Here is a 16,559-nt window from a genome sequence, read left to right as displayed (position 1 = left end):
CATCATGAAAAAAAACCCAACTTCAATTCTTGCCGTAGTCTGCGTTCTTGCGATTTTAGGTATCATTTACGCCACAATGATGCCGCAATTTATTTCGAAAGACGAAGAAGCTCTTGCAGAATTTTCTACAGAAAGAGCCTTAAGCCAAGTCGAAATAATTGCGCAGAAACCACATTATGTAGGTTCTATGAACCATGAATTGGTTGCCAATTATCTTAAATTGGAGTTGAACAGAATTGGATTAGAAACGAGTGTTCAGGAAGGTTTTACCTTAAATGACAGGGGATTATTAGTTAAATCAAAAAATATTTTAGCCCGTATAAAAGGGACAAATAATACAAAGGCACTTCTTTTACTTTCTCATTACGACAGTGCGCCACATTCTTTTTCTAAAGGCGCGAGTGATGATGCTTCGGGAGTTGCCACAATTTTAGAAGGAATCAGAGCCTTTTTATATGCTAAACAGCCACAGAAAAACGACATCATTATTCTTTTTTCTGATGCTGAAGAATTAGGATTAAACGGTGCAGCACTTTTTGTAAATCAGCATCCGTGGGCCAAAGATGTTGGTTTGGTTTTAAATTTTGAAGCAAGAGGTAGCTCTGGACCGAGCTATATGCTGATGGAAACTAATAAAGGAAATGAAGCTCTTGTAAAAGAATTTTCCAACGCAAAAACTTCTTATCCCGTTTCAAACTCTTTGATGTACAGCATTTACAAAATGCTTCCAAATGATACTGATCTTACGGTTTTTAGAGAGCAGGGAAATATTCAGGGTTTTAACTTTGCTTTTATAGACGGGCATTACAATTACCACACACAGCAAGATGATATTAAACATCTAAACAAAACTACACTGGCGCATCAAGGAACTTATTTAATGCCTTTGCTAAAATACTTTGCCAATGTTGATTTAAACCAAACAGCTTCAACGCAGGATGATGTTTATTTCAGCGCCCCATTTTCATTCATAAGTTATCCGTTTACCTGGGTAATGCCAATGACAATAATTGCTTTCGGGTTATTAATCCTTTTTATTTTTATTGGAAAAGCAAAACGCATTATCACTTTTAGAGAAATTTTCAGAGGATTTGTACCGCTTTTATGTTCTTTAATAGTTTCTGGTTTAGTTACTTTTTTAGGCTGGAAAATTATCCTTCAGATATATCCTCAATACTCTGATTTACTAAACGGATTTACCTATAACGGTCACGCGTATATTGGTGCGTTTGTAACTTTGAGTATTGCAATTTGTTTTATGTTTTACCAGCTTTTTTCGGAGCCAAAGTCAACAATGAATCATTTTGCTTCTCCGTTATTGCTTTGGATTGTTATTAATGCTTTTTTAGCCAATAGTCTGACTGGTGCCGGTTTCTTAATCATTCCTGTTTATTTCGGAATCATTCTTTTCGCAATTTATGTGCTAACCCAATATTCGGGATTAGGATTAAATTTATTATTCAGTATTCCGGCTTTAGCGATTATAGCGCCATTTATTGTAATGTTCCCGATTGGTTTAGGTTTAAAAATCCTTTACGGAAGTGCCGTTTTAACCGTTTTAGCATTTGGTTTATTGCTGCCAATATTTGGTTCTTTTGTCAAAAAAGGAATTTGGGTTATGGTTTTCTTCCTTGTTTCGATCGGTTATTTTATTTACGCAGGATATAATTCCGGTTACGAATACGGAAAAGCAAAATCAAACAGTTTATTGTATGTTTATAATGCTGATACAGATTCTTCTGTCTGGACTACTTATGACACGAATTTAGACGATTGGACGAAAACGTATGTGGGCGAAAAAAATCAAAAAGCGGTTGGTTTAAATAATCTTCCGATTTCAAGCAAATACAATTCAAGGTTTACTTACAGTGCGATTGCTCCAAAAGTTGATCTTCCAAAACCAACAATTGCATTTTTAAAAGACAGTGTGATAGGAAATAACAGGTATTTAAAAATAAAAATTACACCAAACAGAAAAGTAAATCGTTACGATATTTTTGCCAACCCAAAAATGACATTGTATAACTTTAAAGCCAATGGCGTTTCTTCGTTAGGCCAGAAAGGAAATAGATTAGAACGCAACGATCCTAAAATTTTATGCTATTATGTAGTTGGAAATGAACCGCTTGTTTTAGAATTTTACATTAACAAAACGTCTATTTTTGATATGGATCTGATAGAAAGTTCATTTGATTTAATGACAAATCCGTTATTCAGTGTCAAACCAAGAAGCGATTGGATGATGCCAACTCCTTTTGTTTTGAATGATGCTGTTTTAATTCAACAAAAAATAAAAAGATATACAGCGCCTTTAGAAGTTCCGCTTCAAGCCGCGCCGATAAAAGATAGTCTTACTATTATCAAAGACAGCATTAAGCTTGTGAAACCCGAATAAAGACAATTATTATGGCTGTAAACATTTCAACAATTGTATTAGATGCTCCAATAGAAAAAGTCTGGAATACTTTGACGCAACCCGCTCTTGTAAAACAATGGCAATATGGAAGTGACTTAATTACAGATTGGAAAATCGGAAGTGAAATCCGATTTAGAAATGAGTGGGAAGGTCAGGTTTTTGAGCAATGGGGGACTGTTTTAGAAGTAATTCAAAATCAGAAAATTAAATATTCCCTGTTTTTTCCAAGACCAGAATTAGAAGACAAACCGGAGAATTATTTTATAATGAGCTATGTTTTATCCGAAGAAAATCAGAAAGTAAAACTCGAGATTCTTCAGGAAGACAATCGACCGGGCGCAGTTCAGGAAGAACCACAAGGAGAAGAAAATCCAATTTTACAAAGTTTAAAAGCTTTAATAGAATCATAATTTACAAAAGGGCAGACTAAACTAAAGTCTGCCCTTTTATTTTTTAGCACGCACATTCTATTTTCAATCCTGCTTTTATGCCTTTTGTTCCTTCTGTGGCATAACCGTCAAATTTCCACCATTCTATACCGCCAATTAATTCTTTTACTTTAAAACCTAATTTTGCCATATTCAAAGCGCCTTTTGTAGAAGCATTACAACCAATTCCGTCACAATAGGTAACGTATAGAATTTCTCTGTCTAGATGCTGTGTAGTTTCTAAATTCATTTCGCGATGCGGAATGTTAATTGCCGTTGGAATATGTTCTGCTTCAAAACCAAAAGCTTTTCTGGCATCAATAACAATTACTTTTTCTCCGTTGTTCAAAGCATCAAACAAATCAGAAGGATCCATTTCAAATGCTAATTTGTTTTCATAATGTCTAATTTGTGCTTCCATTTTTGTACCGTTTTAGTGATTTGTTTTTTCAAAAGTAATGCAACATCACAAACCATAAAAACGAAAAGAATTCATCACTTTCATTACTTTTTTTCATCAAAAAGCCATCATAAAATTTTGTTTCTTTGTGTACAAACACATTAAAAAATGGAAATACGTCATTTACGATTGATAAAAGCAATTGTTGAAGAAGGAAGCATTACCAAAGCAATTGATAAACTTCACCTAACGCAATCTGCTTTAAGCCATCAACTTAAAGAAGCTGAATATCAGCTTGGCACGGCCATTTTTTTAAGAACAAATAAAAAACTGGTTTTGACTAAAGCCGGAGAGAAAATCTACGAAATCGCTAACGAAATTCTGGACAAACTTTCTCAAACCGAATCTCAGATCAAACAAATGGTTTTTGGTGAATATGGCGAAATCAGAATCAGTACAGAATGTTATTCGAGTTATCATTGGCTTCCTTCAGTTTTAAAGCAATTTCATCTTTTATATCCAAATGTCGAACTAAAAATTGTTACTGAAGCAACGCATTATCCGTTACAAAAATTATTAGAAAATGTAATCGATATTGCCATTATAAGTGATCAGATCAAAGATAACAACATCAAATATCTCGAACTTTTTCAGGATGAAGTCGTTATGGCAGTTTCTGAAAATCATGCTTGGGCGGATAAAAAATATGTCGTTGCAGAAGATTTTATTGAGGAACATTTACTGATACATTCTCTTCCGTTGGAAACGGTAACCATTCATCAATTTGTTTTGGCTCCAGCCAAAGTTACTCCTAAAAAAATAACACCTTTACCGCTTACAGAAGCTTCTATAGAAATGGTAAAAGCCGATATGGGCGTGATGTCGATGGCAAAATGGGCATTACAGCCGTATTTGAAAAACAGCCCAATCAAGGCGGTTAAAATTGGGAAGAATGGTTTAAAAAGAAAGCACTTTATTGCGATTAGACAAAATCAGGATTACCCGGATTATTTTCATCATTTTATTGCCTTTTTACAAACCGAAATCAACTTACAATGGAATATTCAATAAGAAACTGTGAATTATCAGACGTATCAAAATTGGTTGTTTTATGTCAAAAACATGCAGAACTTGAAAAAGCTGATTTTTCTCCCGAAGGAAAAGAAGAAGGTTTAGCAAAAGTATTGTTTTCAGAAAATCCGAAATTACATTGTCTGGTTGTTGCCACAAAAGAAACAATTGTAGGTTATGCATCTTATACTTTTGATTATTCGACTTGGGATGCAGCAGATTTTATGTACATGGATTGTTTATTTTTGGAAGAAGAAGCCAGAAGTTTTGGAATTGGTGAAGTTCTAATTGAAAAACTAAAACAAATTGCTATCGAAAAGAATTGCATTAATATGCAATGGCAAACTCCAGAGTTTAATACAAGAGCAATAAAATTCTATAATAGAATTGGCGCAAAAGGAAAAGATAAAGTTAGATTTACCTTAGATTTGTAATATTGAATTCTTAAAGAAATAAAAGCTTTTCTTTGACTTATAATCTCGCAAAGTCGCGGAGTCGCAAAGAAAAACTTGGCGCCCTTGCGACTTTGCGAGATTATAACAAAAAAAGCAAACTCAAAACAAAAAATGACAAAAATTAGCTTACTAGGCTGTGGCTGGCTGGGATTGCCTTTAGCGAAAAAATTAATCGAAAAAGGTTTTACTGTAAACGGCTCAACAACTTCAGAAAATAAACTTTCAATATTAGAAAACGCTGGAATAAATCCATTTCTTGTCATCCTGAGCGAAGTTGAAGGAGCGCTTGAAAGCGAAAGTGTTTCAGAAACTATAAATTCATTTTTAGATAAAAGTGACATTTTAATAATTGATATTCCACCGAAATTACGTGGCAATCAAAATTTCTCGACTTCTCTCGAAATGACATTCGTGAGAAAAATTGAGAATCTGATTCCATTTATAGAAAATTCAACCGTAAAAAAAGTGCTTTTTGTGAGTTCAACTTCTGTTTATGGCAATGAAAATGGTTTGATTTCAGAAAAAACCAATCCAAATCCAGATACCGAAAGCGGTAGACAATTACTTTTAGCGGAAGCTCTTTTGCAAAACAATCCAAACTTTGAAACTACAATTGTACGTTTTGGAGGTTTGATTGGCGAAGATCGTCAGCCTGTAAAGTTTCTTGCAGGAAAAGAAAACCTCGAAAACGCAGATGCGCCCGTAAACTTAATTCATCTAAACGATTGTATTGGCGTGATTCAGGAAATCATCAATCAGTCAAAATGGAATGAGGTTTTTAATGCCGTTGCACCCTTCCATCCTACCCGCGAAACGTATTATCGTCAAAAAGCGATAGATTTAAACTTAGCTTTACCGCAATTTAGTTTCGAAAAATCGAATATTAAAAAGACTATTTCGAGTGAAAAAGTAGAAACCATTTTAAACTATAAATTTAAATTAGAAGATTATTAGCCCTAAAGTTCATTTCTATGAAACAAATCCGATTTATTTTATTATTTGTCTTTTTATCATTTTCATTATTTCCTTGTTACAGCCAAGACGAAACTTCTAATGAAATAGACAGAACCGAAAAAATAAACCAATTTCATTCGGATATTCAAATCAAAGAAAATGGAAACATACTTGTTACGGAAACTATTTCTGTTTATGCTGCCGGAGAAACAATAAATCATGGTATTTATAGAGTTCTTCCCCTACAAAGCAATGCCGAAAGGGGAAACAAAAGCACTTTTTATACGATTTTAAAGGTATCCAAAGACGGACTTAAAGAACCCTATCACACAAAAATGGATGACAATTTAACGTTGTACATCGGCGATGAAAACATCAGTTTACAAGAAGGAAATTATACCTACAAAATAGTTTATGAAGTTGAGGATCAAATACATTCTTATAATGACTTTGATGAAATTTATTGGAATGTAACTGGAAACGACTGGGATTTTGAAATCAACAATGTATCTGCAAAAGTTACTTTACCAGGCTGGGCTTCTGTTAAACAAATACATTGCTATACAGGTACTTTTGGTTCTACCGAAAATAATTGTACGAGTAAAGTTGTAGGCAGTTCAGTATATTTTGACTCTCAAAACTTAAAGGAAAGAGAAGGATTTACAGTTGCTGTTGGATTTCCAAAAGGAATTGTAAAACAGCCATTTTTTCAGCCACATTATAAAATTGAAGATTTTTTATCTCCAAACAAAGTCCTTGCAGGATTAATACCAATTTTGATCTGTTTTTTATTTTATTATTTTTCATGGAAGAAATACGGAAAAGATCCCACAGCGCCAAAAGATATTGAGAATGTTGATTTAAAGAATCTTTATTCGGCGCCAGCATTATATTATATCAAAGAAAGATACGCTGGATCAAAAGCTTTGTTAACAGCTATAATCAGTCTTTCGATTAAGGGAGCAATCGAAATTTGTGATAATGGAAAACAAAGCTGGGCAAATGGATTTCAATATTTTTTGAAAAAAGGAACAAAGCCCAACACTCTATCTAAAGAAGAAGAAGCAGTTTATGAAACGCTATTCGAAGAAAATGATACTGTTATTTTTGATTCTGATACTTATAAAATTTTTAGAAAAGGCGAAACAGCAATTGATAAATCATTGTCTGAGCAATATAATTTAAAAGATTATTTCCGTTACAATTTCAAACAAATACTAATCGGTATTATTGTCGTAATAACTGTAATTACAGGTTATTGCTATATTTCTAAAGAAGCTTCTTTAGGAATGGCAATCACTGGCGCTCTTTTTCTGACTTGCACAATATCCTTAATTGTTGGCGCTGTAAATTCTATTATAATTAGAAAATATGCCCGCTTGATTATCTATATTCCGCTAATACCTTTTGCTGGTGTTTTTACTTATGGTGCATTCTTTGCCATAAATGTCAACAAAAACTATTCGGTATTAAACGTCTTGGTGCTGTTTTTAATCATTGCCGGTTTTGCTCTTTATTTAAGCTGCATTTACAGTTATACCAAACTTGGCCTTGAAACAAAACTTAAAACAAAAAAATTCGAACAGTTTTTATTAGATCTTCCAGTAGTTCAAGGTTATGACACAATTAGAATTTACGAAGAATATCTTCCTTATGCTTTTGCGTTGGAAATACAGAAAAAATTTAATGATAAATTTATTCCTGTATTAAACACCTTAAACTACACCAGCAATTGGGTAAAAACCACAGGCGGATTTTCAGATTTTGCAGCTTATGGCTTTCTAAGTTTTACCCAATCCTGTGATTTTACAGATATCGATGGCTCCAGCGGAAGTAGCGGCGGAGGCAGTTCTGGTGGCGGAAGCGGTGGCGGTGGTGGCGGAGGCTGGTAAGATCTTAGACCTTTATTTATTAAATACTTCTGCAAAAACTTACAATCCAAAAAACTTTGCGAACTTTGCGATAAACCTCGCTTCTTTGCGATTATAAAAAATGGAACAAACTGTACACATAGAATCTCCTCTCGGAATTACCACAATTATTGGTGATGAAAATGGCATTTCGGTAATTTCGGTAACCAAAGAAGGAGAAGCTTCTACTGAAATTCCAGAAATACTTCAAGAAGCGGTTATGCAGTTACAAGAATATTTTGAGGGCAAAAGAACCGATTTTACATTCAAGCTAAATCCGAAAGGAACTGAATTTCAACAAAAAGTTTGGAAATTACTACTCGAAATTCCATACGGAAAAACCATAAGCTATATGGATCAAACCAAAAAACTAGGCGATATAAAAGCAATTCGCGCTGTTGCCTCTGCAAATGGTAAAAATCCGCTTTGGATAGTTGTGCCGTGTCACAGAGTTATTGGTACAAATGGTTCGCTTACAGGATATGCTGGAGGTATTTGGCGTAAAAAATGGCTTTTGGAACATGAAAATCCTACGACACAACAAAGTTTGTTTTAGAAAACCATCAAATAGTAGGAATTTTATGCATATTTGTAAATAGCTATAAAAATCTAACAATCTAACAATCTAATTATCTAAGCGGTCTCAAAAGTGATTGAAAAAATAAACCTCAACAACATTCTATTTCTAGATATAGAAACCGTTCCTGAAGAAGAGAACTTTAATTCGCTTGATGCGGAAATGCAATCACTTTGGGATTTGAAAACGCAATATCAGCGAAAAGACGATTTTACACCAGAAGAGTTTTACGAGCGTGCCGGAATCTGGGCAGAATTTGGAAAAATTATTTGCATATCGGCTGGCTATTTTACCATTAAAGGTGACATTAGGCATTTTAGAGTGACTTCGTTTTTTGGGGAAGAAAAAAAGATACTTCATGATTTTAGTAATCTATTGAATAATCATTACAATCAGCCACAACATCTTTTATGCGGGCATAATGCCAAAGAATTTGACATCCCGTTTATAGCGCGACGTATGATTATTAATCAGATCGCTATTCCCAATAAATTGAATTTGTTTGGAAAAAAACCTTGGGAAATTCCGCATTTAGATACTTTAGAATTATGGAAGTTTGGCGATTATAAACATTTTACTTCTTTGAAGCTTTTAACTAAGATTCTTGGAATCCCATCGCCAAAAGGCGATATTGACGGAAGTCAGGTGGCGCACGTTTATTATGTTGAAAAAGACATTGACAGAATTGTTACGTATTGCGAAAAAGATACAATTGCCGTAGCGCAGATTTTTCTGAGACTTCGCCGAGAAGATTTATTGATTGATGATGAGATTATTCATGTTTAGTTTAAGGTTCTAAGATTCAAAGCTCCTAAGGCTCTAAGGTTGACAACAATCAAAACTCTGCGTCTTTGCGCCTTTACGAGAGGAATACATCTATAAAACAAAATGCTTAAATTATCTTATATAACTTATATGGTTTAATAAAAATGATACATTCGGATATAGCACTTTTAAGAATGGCTTCTCAGAAAATACTGAAAACCAATTTTCATAAACCTGAAGAAATTGTGCATCATTTGGGCGCTATGCAGGCACAGGATTATTCGATGGCAAAATGGGCAATTGGTTCTCGTTGTGATGCATCTGAAAAAGAAATCGAAGAAGCGATTAATTCAGCTAAAATCATTCGAACTCATATTTTACGTCCGACCTGGCATTTTGTTGCCGCCGAAGATATTTACTGGATGTTGGATCTTTCAGCACCCCAGGTGAAGCGTTTTACAATTTCGGCTGCAAAGAAATATGGCTATGATGATAAAAAAATAGCGCAGGCGAATGCTTCAATCGAAAAGCTATTAGCTGGAAATAATCATCTAACACGAGATGAAATCATGCAGGAACTTAATATTAAAAAAACTTCCAGCGATGATTTCCTGAGTGCTGCTATTATGATGAATGCTGAACTCGATGGTTTGGTTTGCAATGGAAAAATGAAAGGCAAACAAATTACGTATGCTTTGCTCGAAGAAAGAGTTTCGAAACCCAAAAACAAGTTGACCAAAGAAGAGGGCTTGGCAAAATTAGCCAAACGTTATTTTGAAAGTCACGGCCCTGCAACATTACTGGATTTCTCGTGGTGGTCGGGTTTTGCACCTACTATTTGCAAATCTGCAATTAATGCAATTGAATTGCAATTAAACCGTATTACTATTGATAATCAGGAATATTGGTTAGGGAAAAATCATCCTGATTTGGATAAATTTCGCGAAAGTGTACATTTTCTTCCGGCTTTTGACGAGATTTTAATTTCTTATAAAACCCGTGAAGCTTCTATTTTATTAGAACATCAATCAAAAGCTTTTACCAACAATGGCATCTTTAAACCAATAATTGTAGAAAACGGAAAAGTAATTGGAACCTGGAAACGAACCACAAAAAAAGACCACACCAAAATAGAAACGCAATTTTTTAACGAAACAGAAATGAGCAAAAAACAGATTCTTTTTGAAGGAATAAAGTCTTTTGAAAACTATCTGGAAACTAAAATTGTGATCGAATGAGGTTTTAGTAAATTAATTTTGCCTCAAAAACACGAAATTGACTTTTGTAATTGTCATTGCAATTGATTTATTACATTTACAAAAAAATATAATTATGGTATTAAGTAGATTTTGGTTAGCTATTTTTATTTCGTCAATTGCTTTTATAGTAATCAGTTTGTTCACAGCCAACACTTATACTATTGATTATGTTTTGAATGGAAAAAAAGACGATCCTGTTTTGGTTTCCGAAAAATATGCGGAACAGCTTCCTGCTTATATCAGAGACAGCATTAAAAAAGCGCCGGATCAAACCATGATTATCAATCGTGATACGGTAAATGCCGACACGACTTATGTTTATAAAAATAAAACTGTAAAAATCTACAGTGGTCTTCAAAAATCAGATGGTTTACTGCCTACTTGTAAAAGCACTTTACTTGATTTAATTCTGCCGCTTATCGCTTATTTAGCTTTTTTCTGCGGCTTAATGGAACTTTTAATTATTTCTGGAGCATCAGAAAAATTGGCTAAAGGATTGAGTCCGGTATTTGTAAAAGTGTTTCCAAGTATTCCGAAAAATCATCCATCAATTTCATACATGACTTTAAACTTTGCTGCCAATTTCTTGGGATTAGATTCGGCCGCCACTCCATTTGGACTTAAAGCAATGGAAAGTTTACAGGAAATAAATCCGGAAAAAGACAAAGCCAGCGACGCGCAGATTATGTTTATGTGTCTGCATGCGTCAGGACTGACTTTAATTGCAACTTCAATTATCGGTTATCGCGCTGCTGCCAACGCCAGCAATCCGGCTGATGTGATGCTGCCTTGTATTATTACTTCTTTTATTGGTACGATTGCCGCATTTTTAATTGTTGGAATTAAACAAAAAATCAATTTCAAAAGTGCCTCTTTGGTTATTGCCTTAATGGTTTTAATTGCTGCAATTGTTGGTCTGCTTATGTATGTAAATCATTTAGATTTAATAGGTAAGAACTTTTTCACGTCTAATTTATCTGGACTGATACTGGTCGGTATTATAGCTTTTACTTTGATTTTTGCCTTTCTTCATGAAAAGAAATTTACTGCTGCCAACACGACTCCTTTTGATGCATTTGTTGTTGGAGCCAATAATGGTGTTAAAACCGGAGTGACCATTTTTCCTTATGTTTTAGGAATGCTGGTTGCGATTTCTTTATTTAGAAATAGTGGTTTGTTTGAAATTATCAGTGATGGTATTGGGTTTGTATTTTCGAATATGGGGGTAAATAAACAAATTACAGATGCTTTGCCGGTTGCAATGCTTCGTCCTTTTAGTTCTGCAGGATCAAGAGGATTTCTTATTGACTCTATGAACACTTTTGGAGCCGATTCTTTAACGGCAAGATTAAGCAGTATTTTTCAGTGCAGCGCCGAAAGTACTTTTTATGTAATTGCGGTTTATTTTGGTTCTGTAAATATCAAAAATACACGTTACGCTTTAGGAACGATGCTTTTGGTTGATTTAATCTGTGTGATTACCGCTATTTTTGTGGCTACTTGGTTTTTTTAAAACTCAATTTCAAAACCTCAATTCAAAATTTAAATTATTATAATATAATACCACAATGAAATATTCTTTAATCGCCCTAATTTTTACACTTTTCATCTCCTGCAGTAAAAATGAAATTGATAATACTGATTATGTTGCCAAAAACGAAACTGAAATAACAACGTATATTGCAGATAATAAACTAAATGCTCAAAAAACGGGTACGGGATTATATTACGTAATTAACGAACCTGGCACTGGAAAACAACCTTCAGCCAATTCAAATGTAACTGTGGCTTACAAAGGATATTATACCAACAAAAGTGTTTTTGATCAAAGTAATGCTGCAGGAATATCATTTAATTTGCAACGAGTAATAAAAGGATGGACAGAAGGAATTCCGTATTTTAAAGAAGGCGGCAGCGGTATTCTTTTAGTACCCGCTCATTTAGGTTATGGCAATGATGATGACAAAGGTATTCCTGGAGGTTCTGTTCTTATTTTTGAAATTAAACTTATTTCTGTTAATTAGTAATGAAAATCCAATCCCTACTAATTTTAGTCCTTTTGGCAAGTTGTCAAAAAGAAAAAACTAAAATCGCCGCAACTTTTCCGATACAGTCTAATAAAACGGAAACTGCCGTTATTTCCAGCAAAGAAAGTTTCCTAAAAACAGATACTATATTAATTTCAAACGACAAAGATTCACCAGTAAATCTAATACTCGCCAATCTTGTAAGTCAGAAAGCAGATAAGGACAGCATTATCACATTAAAATTTCAAATTGATTTTTACCAAAATAAAATCAAAACTGCTTCTTCTAAAGTAGCAATTCAGAATAACGAAAAAGGTTCTGAATGGTCTGCTGATTTTGGCTTAACTACAGCCTCTCCTAAAAATTCTTCATTTATAAAAATTTCATACGGATATCCTGCCTGCGGTTATACCTACTACAATTATCTTTATTATCTAAAAAACAAAAATTTACAATTGGTGTATGAATGGTATACAATGTCTGACAGTGGATGGGGAAACTGGGTTGAATTTTCGAATCCAGATACAGATTCTGACCCAAAATCTTTTTATTGCAAAAGTGTTGCGTTTGAACCCGCAGATGAGAATGACGATAACATGGGACTTCTTACTTACTCAGATTCAACATCTTTTGAATTAAAAGGCAATCGCTGGACTAAACAATTACGCTCTCCAAAAGAAAAGGTTTATTTTGAAAAGAAAATGAATATTAATGATTTTTACAAACAGGATTAGACTTTAAAACGCTCGTAATTCAAAACCTTTCTAAGATAAATAATTTTTAACTTTGTAAAAAAACAAAGCAATGATTGATTTCATATACCAAGATCCTTATCCTATTTTGAAGGATGAGACACAATACCGCAAAATCACTTCTGATTTTGTAAAAGTTGAACAGTTTGGAGAACGCGAAGTTTTAACTGTTGATCCAAAAGGGTTAGAGTTATTGGCAGAAGAAGCCTTAACAGATGTTTCGTTTATGTTGAGAACAACGCATTTACAAAAACTGCGTAGAATTTTAGACGATCCGGAAGCTACAGATAACGATCGGTTTGTGGCCTACAATTTATTACAAAACGCTTCTGTTGCAGCCGAAGGACAGTTACCAAGCTGTCAGGATACGGGAACTGCAATTGTAATGGCAAAAAAAGGCGAAAGCATTTTTACAGGTGTTGATGATGCCGAATGGTTGAGCAGAGGAATTTTTAATACCTACCAAAAACGCAACTTACGTTATTCACAGATTGTTCCGATTTCGATGTTTGAAGAAAAAAATTCAGGATCAAATCTTCCGGCACAAATTGATATTTATGCTAAAAAAGGAGCTTCTTACGAGTTTTTGTTTATGGCAAAAGGAGGCGGATCAGCAAACAAAACCTATTTGTATCAGCAGACAAAATCGTTATTAAACGAAAAATCTATGGATGCATTTGTTCGCGCCAAAATTAAAGACTTAGGAACGTCAGCTTGTCCGCCTTATCACTTGGCTTTAGTGATTGGAGGAACTTCGGCAGAAGCCAACTTAAGTATGGTTAAAAAAGCATCGGCTGGATATTATGACAACCTTCCAACTTCTGGAAATATGGCTGGTCAGGCTTTCCGTGATTTAGAATGGGAAGAACGCGTTCAGAAAATCTGTCAGGAAAGTGAAATCGGCGCACAGTTTGGAGGAAAATATTTTACGCATGATGTTCGTGTCATTCGTCTGCCTCGTCACGCAGCTTCTTGTCCGGTTGGATTAGGCGTTTCTTGTTCTGCGGATAGAAACATCAAAGGAAAAATTACTAAAGACGGAATCTTCGTTGAACAGCTGGAAGTAAATCCAAAACAATTTTTACCAGAAACTGCACCGCATTTAGAAGCTCCGGTTGAAATAGATTTAGATCAGCCAATGGCAGATATTTTAGCGAAATTATCTCAATACCCAATTAAAACCCGTTTGAAACTAAACGGAACTGTAATTGTAGCCCGAGATATTGCTCACGCAAAAATTAAAGAATTACTAGATGCCGGAAAACCAATGCCGGAATACTTCAAAAACCATCCGGTATATTATGCAGGCCCGGCAAAAACTCCAGACGGAATGGCTTCTGGAAGTTTTGGTCCAACAACTGCCGGCCGTATGGACGTTTATGTAGATGAATTCCAAAAAAATGGCGGAAGTATGGTGATGCTTGCAAAAGGAAACCGTACCAAACAAGTTACTGATGCTTGTAATACTTACGGCGGATTTTATTTAGGTTCGATTGGAGGTCCTGCTGCAATTTTGGCTCAAGACAATATCTTAAAAGTTGAAGTTGTTGATTTTGAAGAATTAGGAATGGAAGCGGTTCGTAAAATTACTGTTAAAGATTTCCCTGCTTTTATTATTACTGATGATAAGGGGAATGATTTTTTTGAAAATCTTTAAGAGAGAGTGGCAAAGGTTCTGAGGCACAAAGCTACAAAGGAACTTGACTTTCGTAAAAATAAAAAACCGCCTTATGGGCGGTTTTTCTTATTTATGCTTTTATATTATAAACTTAGAGCTTATACGTTTTTATACCTTTGTGTCTCTGTAACTCTGAACCTTTGAACCTCCAACTACGCACTCAAATCCTGTCTTTCAAAAGCTATAAAATGAGAAATATTTCCTTTTAAATTAAAAACAGGAAATGCATTGATTTTGCATTTATAAATGTCGCCGTTTTTTTTATAATTTATAATTGTTTTTTCAAACGGAATATGTAATGCAATTGCTTCTTTAATTTCCTTTAAATCAGCATTTGAAGTTTCTGCTCCTTGAAACATTTTTGGTGTTTTGCCTAGAATTTCTTCTTCTCTATAACCCGTCATTTTTGCAATACCATTTGATGCAAATACGATTTTTAAATCTAAATCTGTAACCAGAACAACTTCTTCTTTTATACGTTCTTTAATTTCCAGATTTTTTTCGTCCCATGTAAATTTATTAGAAATCACATTGACTCTTTTTAAATCAGTGTTGATTGCTTTTAACTCATTTACATACTCATAATGAAAATCCCAGGATAAAATGGGAACTGAATTGCGATCCGAAATCTCTTCAAAGTTGCTGTTTTTCATATGAATTCATTTTGATGAACACTCCTTTCCCTCAAAGATAAAGCGAAAACTGTGAAGTTAATTACAGAATCCCTTAATTTAATGTTTAAAAAGCAAATTTTAACTGTACCACAACTGCTTTCTTCTCTTCCGTATTTAAATTATTCAAAGAAATACCAAGTAACCTAACTGAATCTTTCATTTTTTCCTGATATAATAATTCCTCGACCGTTTCGAGAATCAAACTTTTATCATTGATAAAATATGGCAGTGTCTTGCTTCGCGTCTGCTGGGTAAAATCGCTGTATTTAATTTTTAATGTAACTGTTTTACCAGAAATCTTGTGTTTTTTTAAACGTTTCTCTAATGTTCCCGCGATTCGGTCGAGCTGTTCCAGCATAAAAATTTCTGATGATAAATTGACATCAAATGTATGTTCTGCCGCTACAGATTTAGTTACGCGAAAAGGTTTTACCTCACTGTTATGAATACCACGAACTACTTTGTAGTAAAAGGTTCCCGATTTCCCGAAGTGTTTTTCCAGAAATTCCTGCGACTTCGATTTGAGATCTGTTCCGGTGAAAATACCCAACTGATACATTTTTTCGGTTGTCACTTTTCCAACACCATAAAACTTTCGAATTGGCAAATCTTCCAAAAAAGTCAAAATCTCATCGGGATTTACCGTTTTTTGTCCGTTGGGCTTATTAATATCGCTCGCTATTTTGGCAACAAATTTATTAACCGAAATACCTGCTGAAGCCGTGAGCCCAACTTCATTAAAAATTCGAAGCCTGATTTCCTGCGCAAGTAGACTCGCACTTGGATTTCCTTTTTTATTTTGCGTCACATCAAGATATGCCTCGTCAAGCGAAAGAGGCTCAACCAAATCTGTATATTCATGGAAAATCTGATGAATCTTAGATGATATTTCCTTGTAACGATCAAAACGCGGTCGCACAAAAATAATTTCGGGACAATATTTCTTTGCCAAAACGCCGCTTATTGCACTTCTAACACCAAACTTTCTTGCTTCGTAACTAGCTGCCGAAACTACTCCTCTATTTTCTGATCCACCAACAGCAACGGGTTTTCCGCGCAAAGCCGGATTGTCCATCTGTTCTACAGAAGCATAAAAAGCATCCATATCAATATGGATAATTTTTCGATATGTAGGTGTTTCAGACATGCTACAAATTTAAAGAGTTTTCAGATAGTCAGAACAAAAAAGCCTC

16 protein-coding genes are annotated in these 16,559 nt (G+C 34.4%); 13 read left to right on the top strand and 3 right to left on the bottom strand.

Annotated features, from left to right (window positions below):
* Positions 1 to 4 precede the first annotated feature (4 nt).
* Positions 5 to 2,395, top strand: coding sequence for a M28 family peptidase (locus EV144_RS11110; protein ID WP_134148812.1), 2,391 nt, complete (start codon positions 5 to 7; stop codon positions 2,393 to 2,395).
* An 11-nt stretch (positions 2,396 to 2,406) separates the two neighbouring features.
* On the top strand, positions 2,407 to 2,826 hold the full coding sequence (locus tag EV144_RS11105) for an SRPBCC family protein (RefSeq protein ID WP_134148810.1): 420 nt from the start codon (positions 2,407 to 2,409) through the stop codon (positions 2,824 to 2,826).
* Between the two features lie 43 nt (positions 2,827 to 2,869).
* Here the strand turns inward: EV144_RS11105 and EV144_RS11100 are convergent, their stop codons facing one another.
* Positions 2,870 to 3,265, bottom strand: coding sequence for a rhodanese-like domain-containing protein (locus tag EV144_RS11100; protein ID WP_134148808.1), 396 nt, complete (start codon positions 3,263 to 3,265; stop codon positions 2,870 to 2,872).
* Between the two features lie 147 nt (positions 3,266 to 3,412).
* Between EV144_RS11100 and EV144_RS11095 the strand changes: the two genes are divergently transcribed.
* From EV144_RS11095 to EV144_RS11045, 11 genes are all read left to right on the top strand, one after another.
* Positions 3,413 to 4,315 (top strand): LysR family transcriptional regulator, encoded by a 903-nt coding sequence (locus EV144_RS11095; protein WP_134148806.1) that lies wholly within the window; start codon positions 3,413 to 3,415, stop codon positions 4,313 to 4,315.
* On the top strand, positions 4,300 to 4,749 hold the full coding sequence (locus EV144_RS11090) for a GNAT family N-acetyltransferase (RefSeq protein WP_134148805.1): 450 nt from the start codon (positions 4,300 to 4,302) through the stop codon (positions 4,747 to 4,749). The genes EV144_RS11095 and EV144_RS11090 overlap by 16 nt, the downstream gene beginning before the upstream one ends.
* Positions 4,750 to 4,881: 132 nt before the next feature.
* Complete coding sequence (locus EV144_RS11085; protein ID WP_134148803.1) at positions 4,882 to 5,724, top strand: NAD(P)H-binding protein; 843 nt, start codon at positions 4,882 to 4,884, stop codon at positions 5,722 to 5,724.
* Between the two features lie 17 nt (positions 5,725 to 5,741).
* A complete protein-coding gene (locus tag EV144_RS11080; protein ID WP_134148801.1) occupies positions 5,742 to 7,616 on the top strand; it encodes a DUF2207 domain-containing protein in 1,875 nt (624 codons plus the stop codon).
* 100 nt (positions 7,617 to 7,716) lie between these two features.
* On the top strand, positions 7,717 to 8,190 hold the full coding sequence (locus EV144_RS11075) for a methylated-DNA--[protein]-cysteine S-methyltransferase (protein WP_134148799.1): 474 nt from the start codon (positions 7,717 to 7,719) through the stop codon (positions 8,188 to 8,190).
* A 93-nt stretch (positions 8,191 to 8,283) separates the two neighbouring features.
* A complete protein-coding gene (locus EV144_RS11070) occupies positions 8,284 to 8,997 on the top strand; it encodes a 3'-5' exonuclease (protein ID WP_134148797.1) in 714 nt (237 codons plus the stop codon).
* 143 nt (positions 8,998 to 9,140) lie between these two features.
* The gene (locus tag EV144_RS11065; RefSeq protein WP_134148795.1) at positions 9,141 to 10,214 is read left to right on the top strand and encodes a winged helix DNA-binding domain-containing protein; all 1,074 of its coding nucleotides are present in this window, start codon (positions 9,141 to 9,143) and stop codon (positions 10,212 to 10,214) included.
* Positions 10,215 to 10,308: 94 nt separating this feature from the next.
* Positions 10,309 to 11,748, top strand: a complete 1,440-nt coding sequence (locus EV144_RS11060; RefSeq protein ID WP_134148793.1) for a nucleoside recognition domain-containing protein — start codon at positions 10,309 to 10,311, stop codon at positions 11,746 to 11,748.
* A 55-nt stretch (positions 11,749 to 11,803) separates the two neighbouring features.
* Positions 11,804 to 12,259, top strand: a complete 456-nt coding sequence (locus EV144_RS11055; protein WP_134148791.1) for an FKBP-type peptidyl-prolyl cis-trans isomerase — start codon at positions 11,804 to 11,806, stop codon at positions 12,257 to 12,259.
* A 2-nt stretch (positions 12,260 to 12,261) separates the two neighbouring features.
* Complete coding sequence (locus EV144_RS11050; RefSeq protein ID WP_134148789.1) at positions 12,262 to 12,996, top strand: hypothetical protein; 735 nt, start codon at positions 12,262 to 12,264, stop codon at positions 12,994 to 12,996.
* Between the two features lie 70 nt (positions 12,997 to 13,066).
* Entirely contained in the window at positions 13,067 to 14,671 is a 1,605-nt protein-coding gene (locus tag EV144_RS11045; protein WP_134148787.1) for a fumarate hydratase, read from the top strand.
* Positions 14,672 to 14,844: 173 nt separating this feature from the next.
* Here the strand turns inward: EV144_RS11045 and EV144_RS11040 are convergent, their stop codons facing one another.
* Both EV144_RS11040 and dinB read right to left on the bottom strand, forming a co-directional pair.
* Positions 14,845 to 15,345 (bottom strand): PAS domain-containing protein, encoded by a 501-nt coding sequence (locus EV144_RS11040; RefSeq protein WP_134148785.1) that lies wholly within the window; start codon positions 15,343 to 15,345, stop codon positions 14,845 to 14,847.
* An 85-nt stretch (positions 15,346 to 15,430) separates the two neighbouring features.
* Positions 15,431 to 16,513 carry a DNA polymerase IV gene (gene dinB / locus EV144_RS11035; protein ID WP_134148783.1) on the bottom strand — a complete coding sequence of 361 codons (1,083 nt, stop codon included), beginning with the start codon at positions 16,511 to 16,513 and terminating at the stop codon, positions 15,431 to 15,433.
* Positions 16,514 to 16,559: the final 46 nt, after the last annotated feature.

Source organism: Flavobacterium sp. 270 (assembly GCF_004368785.1).
Taxonomy (GTDB): Bacteria; Bacteroidota; Bacteroidia; order Flavobacteriales; family Flavobacteriaceae; genus Flavobacterium.
This window is presented reverse-complemented; position numbering and strand designations above follow the sequence as displayed.